An 18,865-nucleotide genomic window follows, 5' to 3' on the forward strand; every position below is an offset into this window, starting at 1 on the left:
GGCGAACGCCCCTTTGGGACCGATCGACCGCACGACACTACCGCGTTGACGCCGGATGCCCCGCCTCGATTTCTCGAGACGGGGCATCCGTTGTTCGCAGGAGGCTCTAGAGCAGCTGCTTAGCCTTCGGCGGGAGCATCGGCGTGGACACGCTCTGCTTCGCGGCCGTTGGTGTCGGCGGTCTCAGCGATGACCGGCTCGAGCGACAGCTTGCCGCGGTCGTCGATCTTCGTGATCTGAACGAGGATCTTCTGGCCGACGCCGAGGACGTCTTCGACGTTCTCAACACGCTTGCCGCCGGCGAGCTTGCGCACCTCGGAGATGTGCAGCAGGCCGTCCTTGCCCGGGAGCAGCGAGACGAAGGCGCCGAACGTGGCGATCTTCACGACAGTTCCGAGGAACTGCTCGCCGACCTCAGGGTTGGTCGGGTTTGCGATGGCGTTGACCTGGGCACGAGCGGCCTCAGCCGACGGTCCGTCGACAGCGCCGATGTACACGGTGCCGTCTTCCTCGATCGAGATGTCTGCGCCGGTCTCGTCCTGGATGGCGTTGATCGTCTTGCCCTTGGGGCCGATCAGCTCACCGATCTTGTCGACGGGGATGTTGACGCTGATCACGCGAGGCGCGGTCGGTGCCATTTCATCCGGAGCGTCGATTGCGGCGTTCAGGACGGAGAGGATCGTGGTGCGAGCCTCCTTGGCCTGGGTCAGCGCAGCCTTCAGCACGGAGGCGGGGAGGCCAGAGAGCTTCGTGTCGAGCTGGATGGCGGTGACGAACTCAGAGGTACCTGCGACCTTGAAGTCCATGTCGCCGAGGGCGTCTTCAGCACCGAGGATGTCGGTCAGCGCCGCGTAGCGGGTCTGACCGTCGACCTCATCGGACACGAGGCCCATGGCGATGCCGGCGACCGGGGCGCGCAGAGGCACACCGGCGTTGAGCAGCGACAGGGTGGACGCGCAGACGGAACCCATCGACGTCGAACCGTTGGAGCCGAGAGCCTCGGACACCTGACGGATGGCGTAGGGGAACTCCTCGCGACTCGGCAGAACCGGAACGAGGGCGCGCTCGGCAAGGAAGCCGTGCCCGATCTCGCGACGCTTCGGCGAACCGACACGACCGGTCTCACCGGTGGAGTACGGCGGGAAGTTGTAGTGGTGCAGGTAGCGCTTCTTCGTGATCGGGCTCAGTGAGTCGATCTGCTGCTCCATCTTGAGCATGTTCAGCGTGGTGACGCCCAGGATCTGGGTCTCTCCGCGCTGGAAGATGGCCGAACCGTGGACGCGAGGAATGACCTGCACCTCGGCGTCGAGCGGGCGGATGTCAGCGAGACCACGGCCGTCCATGCGGACGCCCTCGGTCAGGATGCGGTCGCGCACGATCTTCTTGGTGACGGACTTGTACGCAGCAGACACCTGAGCGTTGGCTTCTGCCGGCAGTTCGCCAGCTTCGACCTTGGCTGCGATGGCAGCCTTGACGCGGTCCTTGAGCTCGTCGTCGGCGTTCTGTCGCTCGGTCTTGTCGGCGATCTGGTAGATCGAGGCGAGCTCGTCCTTGGCCAGGTCGGAGACAGCGGCGAGGGTCTCGTCGGTGTACGGGAGGAAGACCGGGTAGTCGCGAACTGCCTTGGCAGACTGGGCAGCGAGCTCGGACTGAGCCTTGACCAGCTGGAGGAGGAACGGCTTCGCAGCGTCGAGGCCCTCGGCGACGACGTCTTCGTTCGGCTTGATGGCGCCGCCCTGGATGAGGTTCCACGCACCTTCGGTGGCTTCGGCCTCGACCATCATGATGGCGATGTCTTCGTTGCCGTTCTCGTCGGTGACGAGGCGCCCGGCGACCGTGAGGTCGAAGACGGCGTCAGCGAGCTGCGACGCCTTCGGGAAGGCGACCCACTGGCCGTCGATGAGGGCGAGGCGGATACCGGCGATCGGACCCGAGAACGGAAGTCCCGAGATCTGGGTCGACATGGATGCCGCGTTGATGGCGAGGGCGTCGTAGAACTCGTCGGGAGCGATGCTCAGGACGGTGATGACGATCTGGACCTCGTTGCGCAGACCGTCCACGAAGGACGGGCGCAGCGGGCGGTCGATCAGACGGCAGACGAGGATGGCCTCGGTGGACGGACGGCCTTCACGACGGAAGAACGAACCGGGGATCTTGCCCGCAGCGTAGCTGCGCTCTTCGACGTCCACCGTGAGGGGGAAGAAGTCGAAGTTGTCTTTGGGGTGCTTGCCGGCGCTGGTGGCCGAGAGAAGCATGGTCTCTTCGTCGAGGTACGCGGCGATGGCGCCCTGTGCCTGCTGGGCGAGACGCCCTGCTTCGAATCGGACCGTGCGCTTACCGAACTTGCCGTTGTCGAGGACTGCCTCGGCGAACTTGATTTCTGGACCTTCCATAGGTCTCTCCTTACGTCTAGCGCCGCCCCGTGTGGGCGCACGCTCTGCATAGGAGCAGGAACAGGCAGTGATTACTCAGACCTTCGAGGGTCTGGCTGATCTCCAGTAGAAAATCGCTCTCAGCGCCGCAGGTGCCTGTCTACCGCAAGGGGGGAATCGCCGGGATCCCGACGTGAGAGAAATCCACCACCGAGGACCAGCTTCCTGCCGGCCTGCTCCGTGAATGTGTATCCGATATCACTATCGGACCACCTAAAGCCTAGCAGAGGAGGGGTTTTTTGCAGCTCTGTCCTTCGACGCGGCCGGCGAGACCGGGCTCAGTCGCGGGTTCGCTTCAACCACGCCCACCCGATTGCGATGAGCACCAGCGCGACAAACGCGATCAGCGCGAGCTTGAATGCCGCCGCCAGGAACGCCAAGGCAACGTTGACGATGACGGATGCCAGGAACACCGCAACGATAACGACAACAATGCCGATGAGCAGGTTCTTCGTGGAAGTCTTCATGACACCAGTTGAGCACATCCTGCAGTGCGGATTCGACAGGGCACGATTTCACCTGGTTCAGACGGCTTCACGCGGTGCGCCGGGTGTTTCGGTCCGCAGCGCGTGAATCGGTGCTCTGGGCTGGTCCTTCGACAGGCTCAGGAACCGACCCCGAACGGGCTCAGCGCCGCGTCGAAACCGAACGGGTCGCGAACGGCGGTCGACCGCTCCGAGGCGATCACCAGCGGCACCAGTTCACCGGCGGCACGGTCGATCCGGTCGGGCAGGGTCTTCACCTTGTCTGCGCCACTCCCCCAGTCTTCGGATGCCGCAAAGACGCCGGTCGGGACGACCACGGCGTGCAGGTAGGTGAACATCGGCCGGATCGCGTAGTCGAGCGCGAGCGAGTGGCGGGCGGTCCCGGCGGTTGCGCCGATCAGGACAGGCATGTCGGTGAGCGCCCGGTTGTCGATCACGTCGAAGAACGACTTGAAAAGTCCGCTGTAGCTCGTCGTGAAGATCGGCGTGACGGCGATGAGGCCGTCGGCGGTGGTGACCGCGTCGATGACGCCCTCGAGCTTCGGGCTGGCGAACCCGGTCAGCATGTTGTTCATGATGTCCTGGGCGACGTCGCGGAGCTCAACTCTCGTCACGTCGACCTCGTGGCTCTGCTCTTCCAGCCGGGCCACCGTGGCAGCGGCGAGCCGGTCGCCCAGCATACGGGTGGACGACGGCTGGCTGAGTCCGGCCGAGATCATGGCAAGTTTACGTACAGTCATTACTTCACCTCGACAGAGTAGGTGGCGCCGGAAACTCCGGAGAGTGCGGCGTCCTGGGTGGTGGCTTCGGCGACTGCCTTGAGTGCGTCGTGGGTGGGGCCATCCGGAACATCCGCCGGGCGGTTCTTGGCGAACTCGCGGCGAAGCACAGGGACGACCTCCTCACCGAGCAGGTCGAGCTGCTCGAGGACGGTCTTGAGTGGCAGACCGGCGTGGTCCATGAGCCACAGCTGGCGCTGGTAGTCGCCGACGTAGTCCCGGTAGCCGAGCGTGTTGTCGACGACCTGCTGGGGGCTGCCGACGGTGAGCGGTGTCTGCGAGGTGAAGTCCTCCAGGCTCGGACCGTGGCCGTACACAGGCGCGTTGTCGAAGTACGGGCGGAATTCGCGGACGGCATCCTGCGAGTTCTTGCGCATGAACGCCTGGCCGCCGAGTCCCACGATGGCTTGGTCGGCGCGACCGTGACCGTAGTGCTCGAAGCGCTGGCGGTAGAATCCGACCATCTTCGCCGTGTGGGATGCAGGCCAGAAGATGTGGTTGGAGAAGAACCCGTCACCGTAGTAAGCCGCCTGTTCGGCGATTTCGGGGCTGCGGATCGAGCCGTGCCAGACGAACGGCGGCACGTCGTCGAGGGGGCGAGGGGTCGAGGTGAATCCCTGCAGAGGCGTGCGGAACTGGCCTTCCCAGTCGACGACGTCTTCGCGCCACAGCTTGCGGAGCAGCGCGTACTTCTCCAGCGCCAGCGGGATGCCCTGGCGGATGTCCTCACCGAACCACGGGTAGACGGGGCCAGTGTTGCCTCGGCCGAGGGTGAGGTCCATGCGGCCACCTGAGAGGTGCTGCAGCATCGCGTATTCTTCTGCGATCCGCACCGGGTCGTTCGTGGTGATGAGCGTGGTCGCTGTCGAGAGGATGATCTTCTCGGTCTTGGCGGCGAGGTAGCTATTGATCGCAACCGGGCTGGAAGGGAAGAACGGCGGGTTGTGGTGTTCACCCATGGCGAAGACATCAAGCCCGACGGCCTCAGCGTGCTGCGCGATGGTGAGGATGTCCTGAAGACGCGACGCGTCGGTGGGAGTGTGACCGGTGGTCGGGTCGGTGGTGATGTCGCCGACGCTGAAGATTCCGAACTGCATGATGACCTTCCAGCAGAAGATTTCGATCCATTCAGTTGAATGGATATCCAGTGTAACGGGGTGCCTCCCCGATCTATTCCGTCCGACGAAAAAGATTCTCGGAATAGGCTGGAGGAGCGAGCGATGCACAGTAGGGAGCACCGGTGAGCGCTGAACCACAGGAACAACAGGCGGCGACGGCCCCGAAACCCCGGGTACCGTTCTGGGACAATGCGAGGTTCGCCTGCATCGTCCTCGTCGTCATGGGTCACGGCATCCAGCGGATTACGTACGACTCGGATGCCGCCCTCGTCACGTACCTGTGGATCTACTCGTTCCACATGCCTGCGTTCGCGATCGTCAGCGGCTACTTCACGAAGAGCGGCCCGCCGAACATCCGCCAGATGAAGCGCGTGATCACCGACATTCTCCTGCCGTACATCATCATGGAATCGATCTGGACCCTCGTCCAGTTCCTGGTCGAAGGCAAGCAGGAGCTCAACCCGACACAACCCAGCTGGACGCTCTGGTTCCTCCTGGCACTCGGAATCTTCCGCCTCGTCCTGCCCTACCTGGCACTGCTGCGCTGGCCCCTCGCCTGGTCCCTGGTCATCTCGGTCGGGGTTGGCTACCTCGACAACGTGGACAGCACATTTTCGCTGTCGCGCGCGCTCGGCATCCTGCCCTTCTTCGTGCTCGGCTGGCAACTTCATCGCTGGAAGCTCATCGACCGGTGGCGGGTCGCGGAACGCCAGACCTGGCTGATCCGGAGCTGCGCCGTCGTCTTCATGCTGGCGTGGATTGCAGTGCTCGTAGCCTTCGTAGACCTGTGGCGCGCCATCAACCTGCAGCACTGGTTCTTCTACGACCAGTCATACTCCGGGCTCGGCGACGACCTGTGGTGGGCGGGTGCGGTCCGGCTGGGACTCATCGTCCTCGCGGTTCTGCTCAGCGCGGCCTTCTTCGTGCTGCTCCCGCGGCGGGAGACCTGGATGACAACCCTCGGCCAGTACACGATGTATGTGTATCTGCTGCACAGTTTCGTTCTCTACCCGCTTCGTGAAAGCGGAGTTCTTCGCGGTGAGGAGTTCCCCGAGCTGTACCTCGTGGCGATGCTCATCTTCGCACTTGTCATCGTCATTGTGTTGTCCAGCGGGCCGGTGCGGAAGCTCTTTCGGCCGATCGTCGAACCCAAACCGAAGTGGATCTTCGCCGACCACAAGGATGCCCGTCCCGGTCCGTCACGGCGTGACCCGACCGGCGCGCAACGAGTGGTGCCCCCGGCGCGAACGCACCCGCCGGCTCCGCCGTCGCACCGTTGAGGCTCAGCGGGTCGCGGCGACCGGGCGCCGAGCCTGCGCCAGGCGGAGAGCGCGGGCTTTCCGCGCCGTGAGAATAAGTCCGACGAGCACCCCGATCACCGCGCCGCAGGTGTTCGCCACGATGTCGCGCGGGTCGGAGACCCGGGTGGGCAGGAAGAGCTGTGCGGTCTCGATGGCGACGGTGATGCCGAAGCCGAGCAGCATGGCGAACCACCACAGCCTCCGGCCGAAAAGCAGGACGAGGAACAGGCCGATCGGAAGGAACATGCCGATGTTGGCCGTGAACTCGAGCCCGTTGTACGTGATCCACGAGGTGGCAGCGTGCCGGTCGAAGAAGGCAAGCAACCGGAAGACCATGCCGTTGGGGTCGTCGTCGAACGGTTGCGGCCCCAGGGTCACCCAGCCGACGAACGCCAGGTACGCGAGCGTGAAGAGCCCGAGTACCGGGTGACGATGAAGCATCCGCCTAGTCTGCAGTAACTTTCTGAGCGCGCGCCACATCGGCCTGTTCACGGCCGAGGACGGAGTGGTGACGTCCGTAAGCGAAGTAAATGATCAACCCGATGGCCAGCCAGACCAGGAACCGCACCCAGGTCAGCGTTGTGAGGTTGAGCATCAGCCAGGTGCAGAGGACAGCGGAGAGGATCGGCAGGAACGGCGACAGGGGAACCCGGAACGCCCGCGGCAGATCCGGGCGCTTCTTCCGGAGCACGATGACGGCGATGCTGACGAGGACGAACGCGCTGAGGGTTCCGATGTTGATCATCTCCTCGAGCACTCCCACGTCGGTCAGCCCGGCGAGCAGGGCGACGAGTGCGCCGGTGAGGATCTGTGTCCGGACCGGCGTGCGCCGTTTGTCACTCGTGACGCTGAGGGCGCGGGGCATCAAGCCGTCGCGGCTCATAGCGAACAGCACCCGGGCGAGTCCGAGCAGGAGGACCATGATGACCGTCGTCAGCCCCGCCAGGATGCCCACCGAGATGACCTGGGCGGCCCAGTCCGCGCCGACGGCGACGAACGCGGTGGCGAGGGAAGGATCCTCGGCTTCGGCGAGTGTGGTGTACGGAACCATGCCGGTCAGCACGAGGCTCACACCGATGTAGAGCACGGTCACGATGGCGAGACCACCGAAGATGCCGCGGGGCAGGTTCTTCTGCGGGTCCCGTACCTCTTCAGCGCTCGTTGCGACGACGTCGAAACCGATGAATGCGAAGAAGACGAGGGATGCGCCGGCCAGCAGTCCGAACACGCCGTACTGCGCGGGAGCGGCGCCGGTCATGAACGAGAACAGCGACTGGGCCCAGACATCGTCCGAGCCGCCCTCGGTAGGACGTGCCGCCGGGATGAACGGCGTGTAGTTCTCCACTTTGATGAAGAATGCACCGACGACGATGACGAACAGGACGATGGCGACCTTGATGATCGTGAACACTGCGCCGACCCTCGCCGACAACTGGGTGCCGAGTACGAGCAGGGTGGTGAACACGGCGACGATGAGGAACGGTCCCCAGCTCACCTGCAGCCCGAGAAGGTTAATCGTGTCGGGGACGTCCCAATTCCAGAGTTCGAAGACGAGAGAGAGGTAAATACCCCAGTACTTGGCGATGACCGCCCCGGCCGTCAGCATCTCGAGGATGAGGTCCCAGCCGATGATCCAGGCCAGCAGTTCGCCGAGAGTGGCGTAGGTGAAGGTGTACGCGGACCCGGCGACAGGCACGGTCGACGCGAACTCCGCGTAACACATGATGGCGAGCGCACAGGTGACAGCGGCGAGGAGGAAGGCGAGGCTGACTGAAGGCCCGGCGTAATCACCGGCCGCCCTCGCCCCGACCGAGAAGATACCGGCGCCCACAGCGACGGCGACACCCATGATCATGAGGTCCCAGGTGCCAAGGGTCCGCTTCAGGCTGCGGTGTTCAAGGTGCGAATCGGCGAGGGACGCCTCAATGCTTTTCGTGCGCCACAGGCTCATCATGGTCCTCCCGGTAACGTGACCCGAACAGGGCACGTACTGAGGATGCCAGACATCAACCCCCGCGTCGAGAACGCCACACTGATGAGAGGATCGACTGCATGACGGATGCGACGACGAAGGCAATCGAAGACGACCGGGCAGCAGCCCCCTGGTGGACGCGGGCGGTGGTGTACCAGGTGTACCCGCGGAGTTTCGCGGATTCCGACGGGGACGGGATCGGCGATCTGGCCGGCATCCGCTCGAAACTCGGTTACCTCGCCGACCTCGGTGTCGATGTGATCTGGCTATCGCCGGTCTACCCGTCGCCGCAGCACGACAACGGGTACGACATCCGGGACTACGAGGACATCGATCCGGTGTTCGGCAGCCTCGCCGACTTCGACGAGCTGGTCGCCGAGGCGCACGCGCGCGGCATCCGCATCGTCATGGACCTTGTCGTGAACCACACGAGCGATGAGCACGCCTGGTTCGCCGAATCACGGTCGTCGACGAGCAACCCGAAGCGCGACTGGTATTGGTGGCGTGCACCGCGGGAGGACGGCAGCGCTCCGAACGACTGGACGAGCGCGTTCTCGGGCCCGGCTTGGACGCTCGACGAGACGACGGGCGAGTACTACCTGCACCTGTTCGCGAAGCAGCAGCCCGACCTCAACTGGGAGAACCCCGAGGTGCGGCAAGCGGTGTACGCGATGATGCGACGGTGGCTCGACCGCGGGGTCGACGGGTTCCGGATGGATGTGATCAACCTCATCGCGAAGCGCACCGAGTTGATCGACGGGGAGGAGCGGGGGTCGGGCCTCGGCTTCACGATGGGCCCGCAGATCCACGACTTCCTGCAGGAGATGCATCGGGAGGTCTTCGCCGGCCGGGAGGGCGAGTACCTCACCGTCGGCGAGATGCCCGGCGTGAGCATTGAGGACGCTGTGCTGTTCACGGACCCGGCGCGTGCCGAGGTCGACATGGTGTTCCAGTTCGAACACGTGTCGCTGGACTCGGGCAGCCACAAGTTCGACGCGATCCCGCTGGACTTCGTCGCCCTCAAGTCGAATCTGGCCCGCTGGCAGGCCGGGCTCGCCGAACGGGGCTGGAACAGCCTGTACCTCAACAACCACGACCAGCCGCGGCTGGTGTCCCGCTTCGGGAACGACGCCGAGTACCGGGTCGAGTCGGCCACGCTGTGGGCGCTCGTGCTTCACCTGCACCGGGGGACGCCCTACATCTACCAGGGAGAGGAGATCGGCATGACCAACGTGCGGTTCGAGTCGATCGAGCACTACCGGGACATCGAGTCGCTCAACCACTACCGTGAGGCCGTCGAGCAGTTCGACCAGGCTCCGTCGAGCGTGCTCGCCGGAGTGCACGCGCGCGGACGGGACAACGCGCGTACCCCGATGCAGTGGGATGCGACCGAGCACGCCGGATTCACCACAGGAACCCCGTGGATCGCCGTGAATCCGAACTACCCCGAGCTGAACGCGGAGTCGGACCGGGCGTCCGGTATGAGTGTCTTCGACTTCTACCGCAAGCTCATCGCGCTCCGGCACGAGAACGACACCGTCGCGCTTGGTGCGTTCGAACTGCTCGCGCCGTCGCATCCGACGCTCTACGCTTTCACGCGCTCGCGCGGTTCAGAGGTCCTCGCCGTGGTCGCCAACGTGTCGGATCAACCGTTCGAGGGTGACCTCCCGGTCGACATCGCTGCGGCCGAGCTCCTCCTCGGCAACTACCCGGTCGAGGCAGACACTCCCCTGCGGCCGTGGGAGGCACGACTGTACCGGCTGTAATTGCCGCACCGCCAGCATCCGGGCACGAAAAACGGGCCGTCCACCTCGCGGTGAACGGCCCGTTCTTGTGAGATTTATTTGATCTCGAGGACTGGAATTAGCGACGCAGTCCGAGACGCTCGATGAGCGAGCGGTAACGGTTGATGTCGACATCAGCCAGGTAGCCAAGGAGGCGGCGACGCTGACCAACGAGCAGAAGCAGTCCACGACGTGAGTGGTGGTCGTGCTTGTGCTCTTTGAGGTGCTCGGTGAGATCCTTGATCCGCTGGGTCATCACGGCGATCTGGACCTCTGGGGATCCGGTGTCACCGGGGTGAGTTGCGTATGCTTCGATGATCGCCTTCTTGGCTTCGCCTTCAAGTGCCATAGGTGAATCCCCTTTTCTCTCGCTGCGCGGTGCCCGTCACAGGATGTGCAGGCTCTCTTTATCCGCGGCCGTTGGACGGCAACCTCAAGAGTTTAGCAGCTTTTACCGGCCCGGTCGGCGCTAGGGTGAACCCGTCCAGCAGCAACAACGGATGCCGTGAGGTCACCTTTTGAAAGGGATGCCATGAGCCACCTTCTCCCCTCTCTCCTGCGGTCTTTGCCCAGCTTCCCGGACGACCTTCCGTCGTTCGCTGTGAGTGAGGCGCCTGAGGATCCGGTGAATCTCTTCGCCGACTGGCTCAGCCAGGCCGTCGGTGCCGGCGTGCTCGCCCCGCATGCCATGACCCTGTCGACGAGCGGACCCGACGGAGTCGTCACCGCGCGGACCCTTGTCCTCAAGGACATCGACGAGCGGGGCTGGGTGTTCGCGTCCCGCGACGACGGCGCCAAAGCGCGGGACCTCGGGGCGAACCCGTTTGCGGCTCTCACCTTCTTCTGGCCGGCGCTCGGGCGGCAGGTGCGGGTCACCGGCCCCGTCCGCAAGCTGCCAAGGGCGGACGGTGAGGCGGACTTCCTCTCCCGGCCGGAAGAGTCGCGGGCTGCGGCGTTCGTAGGGCACCAGAGTGAGCCACTCGGGTCACTCGACGAGTTCGCCGCCGCGTACGTGGATTCCGTTGCGCGCCTCGCCACGAACCCGTCTCTCGTCGCCCGCTCCTGGAACACCTGGGCGGTCGCCGCCGACAGTGTCGAGTTCTGGCAGGCGTCCCCGGACCGGGCTCACACCCGGCTGCGGTACCGGCTGCACGGACGGACCTGGGATCGTGGCCTGCTCTGGCCGTGACGCTCAACAGGATGATCGGCCACTCACGCACGCCCAGCAGGAGAAAGGTGCACCTTTCGAGGGCACCTGCTGGCGCTGACGGAGCCCGCGCGGCTGGCATCCGTGATCGAGGAGTTGCTGGGCCCGCTCGGGATCCAGCGGTGACTGCCGCTCGTCGAATAGCGATGCAAGGAACGGGCGCCGAGTATCGAGACGGAGGAAACCTTCCCGAGCGACGCAACCCGTGCATACGATGGACGCCATTATAGAAATCTCGAGGACACCATGGATACCCAAACCCCAGCACCGAACGCCGACGACGGCCAGGCGTCGGAGGAGACGAAGCGCAAGTTCCGCGAAGCGCTCGACCGCAAGAAGCGACAGTCCCAGGGCAAAGGCACCGACCACCTCGATGGGAACTCAGCGATCCACGCTACTCACGGACCTGTGTCGAACCAGAAGGAGTTCCGGCGAAAGAGCGGCTGAGGCCCGCCGGGCTGTCCCACAAAGTCGTGTTGGGCACGGATTTCCATCGATTCCCTGCTCCTGACTGCGGATCAGGAAAGAGACCCTTTGCTGCTGCTGTCCGTCAGGGCACGAGAATGGCCCGACCGCGGACCTTGCCTGCATCCAGGTCGCTGATCGCTTTCTGGAAGTCGGCAAGAGCGTATTTCTGGGTATGAAGCGTGACAGCCCCGCGGGCAGCAAGGGCCATCAGGTCCTGCAGATCGTTGTATGAGCCGACCAGGTTGCCGATGATGTTGATCTCGGAAGAGACAATGTCGATCGTGGGAACGTTGATGTTCTCGCCATAGCCCACCACGTAGTAGTTACCCGCTTGCCCCAGCATTGCGATGCCCTGGGCGGTCGCCCCTCCTTCTCCGACAAAGTCGATGAGAGCCTCGGCGCCTTTGCCGCCGGTGAGCTGGAGTACCTGCTCGACCTGGGACCCGTCGGCGAGCACGCCCACGTCCGCTCCGATCTCTTTCGCGAGGTCGAGGGCGGCGGAGCTGCGGTCGACGACAACGATGCGGGCCGGGGTGAGCGCCTTGAGGACTTGAATTCCGATGTGGCCCAAGCCTCCTGCGCCGAGGACCACACAGGTGTCCCTGGCTGTCAGCTTTGTGACCGCTTTGGCCGCCGCGTGATAGGCGGTCAGGCCGGCGTCGGCCAGAGCAGCGACATCGGACGGTTCCAGCGAGTCGTCGATCTTGACGACGGACCGGGCCGACGTCAGGAGGTAGTCGGCGTACCCGCCGTTGGTGTCGATTCCGGGGAATTTGCTGACCTCGCAGTGCACGTCATCGCCGGAGCGGCAGGCGCGGCACAGGCCGCAGGTGACCAGTGGGTGAAGGATGACCTTGTCTCCTTCCCTCACGTTGGTGACGGCGCTCCCGACGGCGTGCACCCAGCCGGCGTTTTCGTGCCCGATCGTGTAGGGCAGGTGGACGTGGGATTTCTCGGCCCACTGGCCCTCGAGAATGTGCAGGTCGGTCCTGCATACTCCGGCTCCGCCAATTCTTACGATGACGTCCCAGGGGCCGGTCACCTCGGGAACGGGCACTTCGGCCATCTTGAGCTCTTGGTGGTAGCCAACGACCTGAACGGCTCGCATGGTGTTCATGAGTGAATCTCCTTGACTGTAAACGGAAGCAGGTTGTGGTGGTCGGCGGCTTCGGCGCCCTCGGGCCGGTGCACCTGTTCGTCGCCGGAGCCCTCGTAGCGTGTGCGCAGCAGACCGCGGCAGAAGTGGGCATTTCCGTCAATGGATATGCGCGTCGCGCGGGCGCGGCGCAACGCCATGGGGACGTCTCCTGGCGGGTAGGGACGGCCCTCGTGGTTGACGAAGACTATTGCGCCCCCGCCCCCGGGCAGTCCGAGGGCCGCCCGTCGGCGCAGCAGAGCTTCTGTGTTCCTTGCCGCCGGAAGGTCCTGGAGACGCACCGTTCCCAGGTCGGTTTCCGAAAGACCCGGATCCTTTCGCAGGAGGTCCGTGAGGCAACGCTCCATAGCGGCCGTGTGCGCCTTTCGACGGAACGTTTGCCGCAGTTCTTCCAGGCTGTCCTCGGCCTCGTGCCGAAAGGTCCCGCGATAGCCGGCATCAGCGGCCAATCCGGCATTGATGAGGTCGGAATCGTGGTGGTCGTCCAGTTCGACGAGCACCTTCTCCACTCCTTCCAGCGCTGAAATGACGTCCTTGGAGTCGGACGCCATCAAGTAGGCGAAATTGGGCGAACAAAACGATGTGGGGAGCCGCAGGTGAACAACTGCCTGCGTCCCCTCTGGACCAGCGGAGACGGCCACCGAACGGACGAATCCAAGATCGGTGATCGGCTCGTCGAGTTCCGGATCGAGAACTGCGCCGAGCGCCCGGCGAATGTCCTCTTCGCTGACCGCGGCGGCCCGCCTCGTACGCTCGAGCTGGGTGATAGTCATCAGGCGGCCGCCAAATCGGCCCGCTCCGGCTGACGCGGTCCGGTTGTCGTCTCGTCGGCATCCGGGAGCCTGAGCTCTGCGGGTACCGGGATGTCATACATCTTCGCGGCGTTGAGTCCCAGGATCTTCTTCTTCTGGGCAGTGGTGATCGGGGCGTACTCGGTCATGTCTTCCGGGATCTGGAAGTCGACGAACCGCTCAATCAGCCAGCGGGGTGACCAGATCGCGTAGTCGCTGGAGAACTGGATGCGGTCCTCCCCGATCCAATAGATGAGCTCGCCGATGATCTGGGCGAAGTACCGCGGCCGGGTGTGCATGAAGGGCATCGCGACGGCCAGGCCGCCATGAACGTTCGGCTCCTGGGTGGCGATCCAGCAAAAGTCCTCCAGTCGGGGCAGGCCGACGTGCTCGACCACAAAGTTCAGGTCGGTGAAGTCGGAAGCGGCGTGGTCGACGTCGGCGACGTCGAATGCGTCCCGGTCCAGCGGGCGGACAGTAGGACCCTTGTGGATGTGGATGTTCTTGATCCCGAGCTTGCGGCACTCCTCGAAATACCGGTAGGACCAGGGATCCGAGAGCTTGAAGCCGCGGGACTCTCCGTACCACTCAGCGGTGTAGAGCTTGACCCCCTTGAACTGCATCTTCTCGTGGTCGGCGCGGAGCCGGTCAAGGCCTGCCTCACCATCCCGCGGGTCATAGCAGTGGTTGTACGTCAGCTTGCCCGGATTCGCCGCGGCCAAGTCGTACGCCTCCTCCACCTGTGCGAATCCGTTCTTGTAGAACTCGCGCAGATAGGCCGGCTGAAAGATCGCGTGGTCGACGTAGCCGTCCTCGAACAGATCCTTCATGAGGCGTTCGCCTCCCTGGTAAAGGAATTCCTCGTAGGACCAGTGTTCCTCGTCCGGGCCGAGGTTGCGGTGGTAGTCGTAGAAGCAATCGATGAACTGCTTGCCGTGAATGTTGCTTTGGTTCTCCGGCCGGGCGTCCCACAGTGCGATGTGGGCGTCAACGATGAAATAGTTTTCGCCATCTTTGCTGTACATGTCTGGTCTCCTCCTCGGGACTGCCATAGTCCCGACACCATCGAGGCTAGGTCCCCGGGGAGAGCGCCAACACGTGGTGCGTGTCTCATTTTGAGACAGTTTGAATGGTCGCTCACAGCCCGGGGCGTTACCCTCTAAGTACCGAGGCAAGGAGAACGGCGATGGTGCCGAACCAGGACGAAGGGCTCGCCAAGCTGGCGCGAGAGCCACATGCAGGCCAGATCGTCCCTGCTGCCAGACGCCTTCTCGCGTCGTGGCAGCGCAGCCAGGAGTATGGCGTCTCGGCCGAGATCGTCGACCCGGCGTGGGCCGGCCCGGCCGCAAGCGACTCGCTGTTCTTCCAGTGTGGACAAGAGGTACTCGCCGGCCTCCATGGAACTCTCGCAAACGAACCGGTGAGCCTGATGCTCACCGACGCCGATGGTCTGGTCCTCAACCGGTTCAGCGGTGACACCTCGCTGCTGCGGGCCCTCGACAAGGTCCACCTGGCGCCCGGCTTCGCGTTCTCGGAGCGCGAAGCCGGAACGAACGGGATGGGTCTCGCGCTGGCGGACCGGACCCCCACCCTCGTGCGGGCCGAGGAACACTACAGTGCCAGCCTGCGCACCTACACCTGCGCCGCTGTCCCCGTCCTCGACCCTCACACAGGCCGCCTCGAAGGCAGCGTCAACATCACCACCTGGGCCCGGTCCTCGCCCGAACTCCTGCTGGCGCTGGCACAGTCCGCCGCGGGCAACACATCAGCGCTCATGCTCGCCCGGTCGCAGGGACACCGGACCAGACCAGAGCCGAAGGGCGGGGTGTTCCGTGTCCAGCGTGAACGGCTGGACACGGGGGCCGGCACTTTGCGGGCCATGTCATCTGGGTGGACAGAAGCCCTCGATCAGGCGGTGCAGGCGCTGGCCGCCGGCAGGGTGGTCGCCGCCGTCGGGGAGCCTGGGTCCGGACGCGCCACACTGTTAGGACAGGCCCTGCGTCAGGCCTGTCCCGGGAGCCGGATCCTGTGCGCTGCCGTTCCCGCGCCCGAAGATGTCGACTACTGGCTGTCCTTGTGGACGCCCGAGCTGGCCAAACCGGGAACCGCCGTCATCGTCGAGAACGTCCATTCCCTGCCCGCGTGGGCAGCCGAGGAATTACGCGCCCGGGTAGCCGGTGCGCTGCGATCACTGCCGGTGCCCGCGGCGGGAGGGCAACCGACTCTCGCGTGGGCGGTCACCGCAGAAGGGCTCGACGCGGTCCCTCAGCCGCTGGCCGCCCTGGTGGACACCGTCGTGCCCGTCCCCGCGTTGCGCGAACGTGCCGCCGACGTTCTGCCACTGGCCCGGTACGCCGCCCGCCAGACACGCCTGCGTGAGGTCGACTTCACCCGCGCAGCGGAGCACATGCTGACAAGTCACCCCTGGCCGGGCAACATCGACGAACTTTTCAGCGCTGTCCAGGCCGCGGCGCTCCTCGCCGAAACCATCGACGTACGGCACCTACCCTCCACGCTGGTCGGACGACCGGGTCCCCACCTCAGCCGGATCGAGTCCGTCGAACGCGATGAGATCGTCCGGTGCCTGTCCCGCCCCGGCACCACCGTTGCTGCCGCAGCAGCAGAACTAGGGATAGGCCGCGCGACCATCTACCGCCGCATGGCACGGCTCGGTATAACCCTGCCCAAATAGGAGACCACGACGCCGGCGCCAGGCGGTGTGCTGCCCGTTGATGCGTCGTCAACGTTTTTCGACCACGCGCGCGACGTCTCCGCAGCATCCGGCGAACGGTTAGCAGGAGATCGCTCGGTAATCAGGAGAAAGGTCCGCTTTCGGTCCCGATAATCATGTGATCTCCTGTTTTGCGTTCAGCGCAGGCCGGGCAGCCGCCCGGCAACCTCAGCCAGAATGCTTTCCGACCCGGCGTAGACGCCTTCGGCCCTCGGCCAATGCGTGATGACATCCGTGAACCCGAGTTCGCCTGCCCGGCCGACCGCGTCGTCGAAACGGCCGATGCTCTCCAGCGCGAACGAGCCGCCGGAGTCGATCATGAGATACCGGTCTACAGACAACGGGTCGGTGCCGACCGAGACCGCGGCGTCTTCGAAACGGGCGGCAAGATCGGCGACCGAGGCCCACCACTGCTCGTCGACGTCACCATCCGTGCCCGTCGTCACCCAGCCCTGGCCGTATTCGGCGGCGACGCGCATCCCTTTGGGGCCGTTGGCGGCGATCACGAAGGGCACACGGGGGTGCTGTGCCGGGGTCCCCACCATCCGTGCGTTCACGGCCGTGAACCAGTCGCCGTCGAAGCCCACGCCACCGCTGTGGGGCAACTCGTGCCGCAACAGCAGGTCGAGCCCGGAGACGAACTCCTCGAATCGTTCGTGTCGTTCCCTCGCTGTGTACTCCGGCAACCCGAGCACGAACGCGTCGAAACCAGTGCCGCCGGCACCGATCCCGAGACGGAACCGGCCGCCGGCGATGTCGTCGAGGGTTGCGATTTCCTTCGCGAATGGCACCGGATGCCGGAAGTTCGGCGACGCCACGATCGTCCCAAGCCCGATCGTGCTCGTGACAAGGGCGGCGGCGGTCAGGGTCGGGATCGTCGCGTTCCACGGTTCGTCCCCAAGCGTCCGCCACGACAGGTGGTCATACGTCCATGCCGTGTCGAAACCATACTCTTCGGCGGCCTGCCATTTGCGTCGGGCTTCTGGCCAGGGATCCTGCGGCAGGATTGTGATTCCACATCGCATGCGCCCGAGTCTACGGTTGTGGCCCCGCAGAGGCCGATTTGTCCGCCCCGCCGCACGGTTCCCCCCTCTGTCGGGGGCCGGTGTGAGAATTCCGGTATGACGTCGCGACCGAACCAGACACCGACCGCACCCCGGGCATCCACGACCCCACACCGCTCGTTCACCGCGCACCGCTGCTTCATTGTGCCGCCGTACCTGCTCGCGCATCTTGCCTCGCTCGAGGACCCGCGGTTGGAGCACACCCGCCACGCAGCCCGGCGCGCTCTCGAGAGCGAACACGTCTTCCACACCATCCGCCCGGGCGAGCCGGGCACCATGCGCCCGCCCGCTGCGCACCCGAGGGCCTCCCCGGACGATGACCTGTCGAGGCCGAACCGGTTCATCTCGGATGCCGCCGGCACCGAAACCCTGCCCGGTCGCCTCGTCCGCAGCGAAGGTGAGCCGCCGCACACCGACGCGAGTGTCAACGAGGCCTATGACGGTCTCGGCTACACGCACGCGCTCTTCTGCGACGCGTATTCGCGGGCGTCCATCGACGGCGCCGGGCTGCCCCTCGAAGCAACCGTGCACTACGGAGAGGCATATGACAACGCCTTCTGGGACGGCAGCCGTATGGTTTTCGGCGACGGCGACGGCCAGGTCTTCTCAGGGTTCACCCGTTCGCTCAGCGTCATCGGGCATGAGCTCACGCACGGGTTCATCCAGTACACCGCCAACCTCGTCTACTCCGGCCAGTCCGGTGCGCTCAACGAGTCAGTGGCCGATGTCTTCGGAGCGCTCGTCGAACAGCACTCACGGGATCAGGACGTGACCGAGGCGAGTTGGCTCATCGGCGAGGGCATCTTCACCGACGAGGTCGAGGGCACCGCCCTTCGCTCGATGAAAGCTCCCGGCACCGCGTACGACGACGATGTGCTGGGGAAGGACCCCCAGCCGGCCCACATGGACGACTTCGTCCAAACCGATGACGACAACGGTGGCGTGCACATCAACTCCGGCATTCCCAACCGAGCTTTCTATCTCACCGCGGCGGGTATCGGCGGCAACGCGTGGGAACGTGCCGGTCGCATCTGGTACGAGACAGTCACCACCGAGATCAAGGCGAACGCTGACTTCCGCGGCTTCGCCGGTGCGACGATCGGAGTAGCGGGCAGGATCTACGGCGACGGGTCCGGCGAGGTGGAAGCCGTCCGATCCGCCTGGCAGGTGGTAGGCGTCACCAGCTGAGCGGAGTACGATCGCGGGCATGAAGGTGACGGTGACCCGAAGTGGCGGATTTGCCGGGCTTGCCAGGCGCTGGCAGGTGTCCGTCGAGAGTGAACCCGACGAGGAATCGTGGATTCTCCTCCTGCGCAAGCTCCCCTGGAACGAGATCGCACAGGAACCCCCGCAGCCTGACCGCTACCTGTACCGGATCAATTACGAGCCGCGGAACAACGCAACTGCCGCCTCCCCTGACCGCAACCGGATCACGGAACCCGTCATCGCCGAACCGCGAGAAGTCGTCATCCCCGAACAACGCCTCACCGGGCCGTGGCGGGAACTGGTCGACCGTGTTCGGGAAAGGGACGAGCAGGAACGCAACCTGGCGCATCCGACCCGGAACGACGGCTGAC

The 18,865-nt window shown here is 64.9% G+C and carries 18 protein-coding genes; 7 read left to right on the top strand and 11 right to left on the bottom strand.

The features are described 5' to 3' along the window. Window positions 1-119 precede the first annotated feature (119 nt). From BM197_RS09450 to BM197_RS09465, 4 genes are all read right to left on the bottom strand, one after another. The gene (locus tag BM197_RS09450; RefSeq protein WP_090710901.1) at window positions 120-2,393 is read right to left on the bottom strand and encodes a polyribonucleotide nucleotidyltransferase; all 2,274 of its coding nucleotides are present in this window, start codon (window positions 2,391-2,393) and stop codon (window positions 120-122) included. Between the two features lie 317 nt (window positions 2,394-2,710). Next, window positions 2,711-2,899 (bottom strand): hypothetical protein, encoded by a 189-nt coding sequence (locus BM197_RS09455; protein WP_090710903.1) that lies wholly within the window; start codon window positions 2,897-2,899, stop codon window positions 2,711-2,713. A 137-nt stretch (window positions 2,900-3,036) separates the two neighbouring features. Next, complete coding sequence (locus tag BM197_RS09460) at window positions 3,037-3,657, bottom strand: FMN reductase (RefSeq protein ID WP_090710905.1); 621 nt, start codon at window positions 3,655-3,657, stop codon at window positions 3,037-3,039. Continuing rightward, on the bottom strand, window positions 3,657-4,793 hold the full coding sequence (locus BM197_RS09465; protein WP_090710906.1) for an LLM class flavin-dependent oxidoreductase: 1,137 nt from the start codon (window positions 4,791-4,793) through the stop codon (window positions 3,657-3,659). The genes BM197_RS09460 and BM197_RS09465 overlap by 1 nt, the downstream gene beginning before the upstream one ends. Window positions 4,794-4,936: 143 nt before the next feature. Between BM197_RS09465 and BM197_RS09470 the strand changes: the two genes are divergently transcribed. Continuing rightward, on the top strand, window positions 4,937-6,094 hold the full coding sequence (locus BM197_RS09470) for an acyltransferase family protein (protein WP_245762476.1): 1,158 nt from the start codon (window positions 4,937-4,939) through the stop codon (window positions 6,092-6,094). A 3-nt stretch (window positions 6,095-6,097) separates the two neighbouring features. On the opposite strand, the gene BM197_RS09475 is transcribed toward BM197_RS09470, so the two are convergent. Together BM197_RS09475 and BM197_RS09480 are read right to left on the bottom strand one after the other, a co-directional pair. Then, window positions 6,098-6,556, bottom strand: a complete 459-nt coding sequence (locus BM197_RS09475; protein ID WP_090710908.1) for a VanZ family protein — start codon at window positions 6,554-6,556, stop codon at window positions 6,098-6,100. Between the two features lie 4 nt (window positions 6,557-6,560). Further along, on the bottom strand, window positions 6,561-8,066 hold the full coding sequence (locus BM197_RS09480; RefSeq protein WP_090711199.1) for an amino acid permease: 1,506 nt from the start codon (window positions 8,064-8,066) through the stop codon (window positions 6,561-6,563). A 101-nt stretch (window positions 8,067-8,167) separates the two neighbouring features. Here BM197_RS09480 and BM197_RS09485 point away from each other — a divergent pair, with 101 nt between their 5' ends. Next, window positions 8,168-9,853: a glycoside hydrolase family 13 protein gene (locus BM197_RS09485; RefSeq protein ID WP_090710910.1), complete on the top strand. Its 1,686-nt coding sequence runs from the start codon at window positions 8,168-8,170 to the stop codon at window positions 9,851-9,853. Window positions 9,854-9,950: 97 nt separating this feature from the next. On the opposite strand, the gene rpsO is transcribed toward BM197_RS09485, so the two are convergent. Beyond that, entirely contained in the window at window positions 9,951-10,220 is a 270-nt protein-coding gene (rpsO, locus tag BM197_RS09490; RefSeq protein ID WP_090710911.1) for a 30S ribosomal protein S15, read from the bottom strand. Window positions 10,221-10,403: 183 nt separating this feature from the next. On the opposite strand from rpsO, the gene BM197_RS09495 reads away from it, so the two are divergent. Together BM197_RS09495 and BM197_RS09500 are read left to right on the top strand one after the other, a co-directional pair. Then, entirely contained in the window at window positions 10,404-11,060 is a 657-nt protein-coding gene (locus BM197_RS09495) for a pyridoxine/pyridoxamine 5'-phosphate oxidase (RefSeq protein ID WP_090710913.1), read from the top strand. A gap of 264 nt (window positions 11,061-11,324) precedes the next feature. Continuing rightward, a complete protein-coding gene (locus BM197_RS09500) occupies window positions 11,325-11,525 on the top strand; it encodes a DUF5302 domain-containing protein (protein ID WP_090710914.1) in 201 nt (66 codons plus the stop codon). 103 nt (window positions 11,526-11,628) lie between these two features. Here the strand turns inward: BM197_RS09500 and BM197_RS09505 are convergent, their stop codons facing one another. Genes BM197_RS09505 through BM197_RS09515 form a run of 3 tightly spaced genes read right to left on the bottom strand, consistent with a single transcriptional unit; the run spans window position 11,629 to window position 14,518 of the window. Next, the gene (locus tag BM197_RS09505) at window positions 11,629-12,663 is read right to left on the bottom strand and encodes an NAD(P)-dependent alcohol dehydrogenase (protein WP_218151852.1); all 1,035 of its coding nucleotides are present in this window, start codon (window positions 12,661-12,663) and stop codon (window positions 11,629-11,631) included. Next, window positions 12,660-13,475 (bottom strand): metal-sulfur cluster assembly factor, encoded by an 816-nt coding sequence (locus tag BM197_RS09510; protein WP_090710916.1) that lies wholly within the window; start codon window positions 13,473-13,475, stop codon window positions 12,660-12,662. Before BM197_RS09510 ends, BM197_RS09505 begins: the two co-directional genes overlap by 4 nt. Further along, window positions 13,475-14,518 carry an amidohydrolase family protein gene (locus tag BM197_RS09515; protein ID WP_090710917.1) on the bottom strand — a complete coding sequence of 348 codons (1,044 nt, stop codon included), beginning with the start codon at window positions 14,516-14,518 and terminating at the stop codon, window positions 13,475-13,477. The genes BM197_RS09510 and BM197_RS09515 overlap by 1 nt, the downstream gene beginning before the upstream one ends. Before the next feature lie 161 nt (window positions 14,519-14,679). Between BM197_RS09515 and BM197_RS09520 the strand changes: the two genes are divergently transcribed. After that, window positions 14,680-16,185, top strand: a complete 1,506-nt coding sequence (locus BM197_RS09520; RefSeq protein WP_090710919.1) for an AAA-type ATPase lid domain-containing protein — start codon at window positions 14,680-14,682, stop codon at window positions 16,183-16,185. Window positions 16,186-16,361: 176 nt separating this feature from the next. On the opposite strand, the gene BM197_RS09525 is transcribed toward BM197_RS09520, so the two are convergent. After that, entirely contained in the window at window positions 16,362-17,249 is an 888-nt protein-coding gene (locus BM197_RS09525; protein WP_090710920.1) for an LLM class flavin-dependent oxidoreductase, read from the bottom strand. Between the two features lie 96 nt (window positions 17,250-17,345). Between BM197_RS09525 and BM197_RS09530 the strand changes: the two genes are divergently transcribed. Both BM197_RS09530 and BM197_RS09535 read left to right on the top strand, forming a co-directional pair. After that, window positions 17,346-18,476: a M4 family metallopeptidase gene (locus tag BM197_RS09530; protein WP_090710922.1), complete on the top strand. Its 1,131-nt coding sequence runs from the start codon at window positions 17,346-17,348 to the stop codon at window positions 18,474-18,476. Between the two features lie 19 nt (window positions 18,477-18,495). Continuing rightward, the gene (locus BM197_RS09535) at window positions 18,496-18,864 is read left to right on the top strand and encodes a protealysin inhibitor emfourin (protein WP_090710924.1); all 369 of its coding nucleotides are present in this window, start codon (window positions 18,496-18,498) and stop codon (window positions 18,862-18,864) included. Window position 18,865 lies beyond the last annotated feature (1 nt).

The organism is Mycetocola miduiensis (assembly GCF_900115155.1).
GTDB lineage: Bacteria > Actinomycetota > Actinomycetes > Actinomycetales > Microbacteriaceae > Mycetocola_A > Mycetocola_A miduiensis.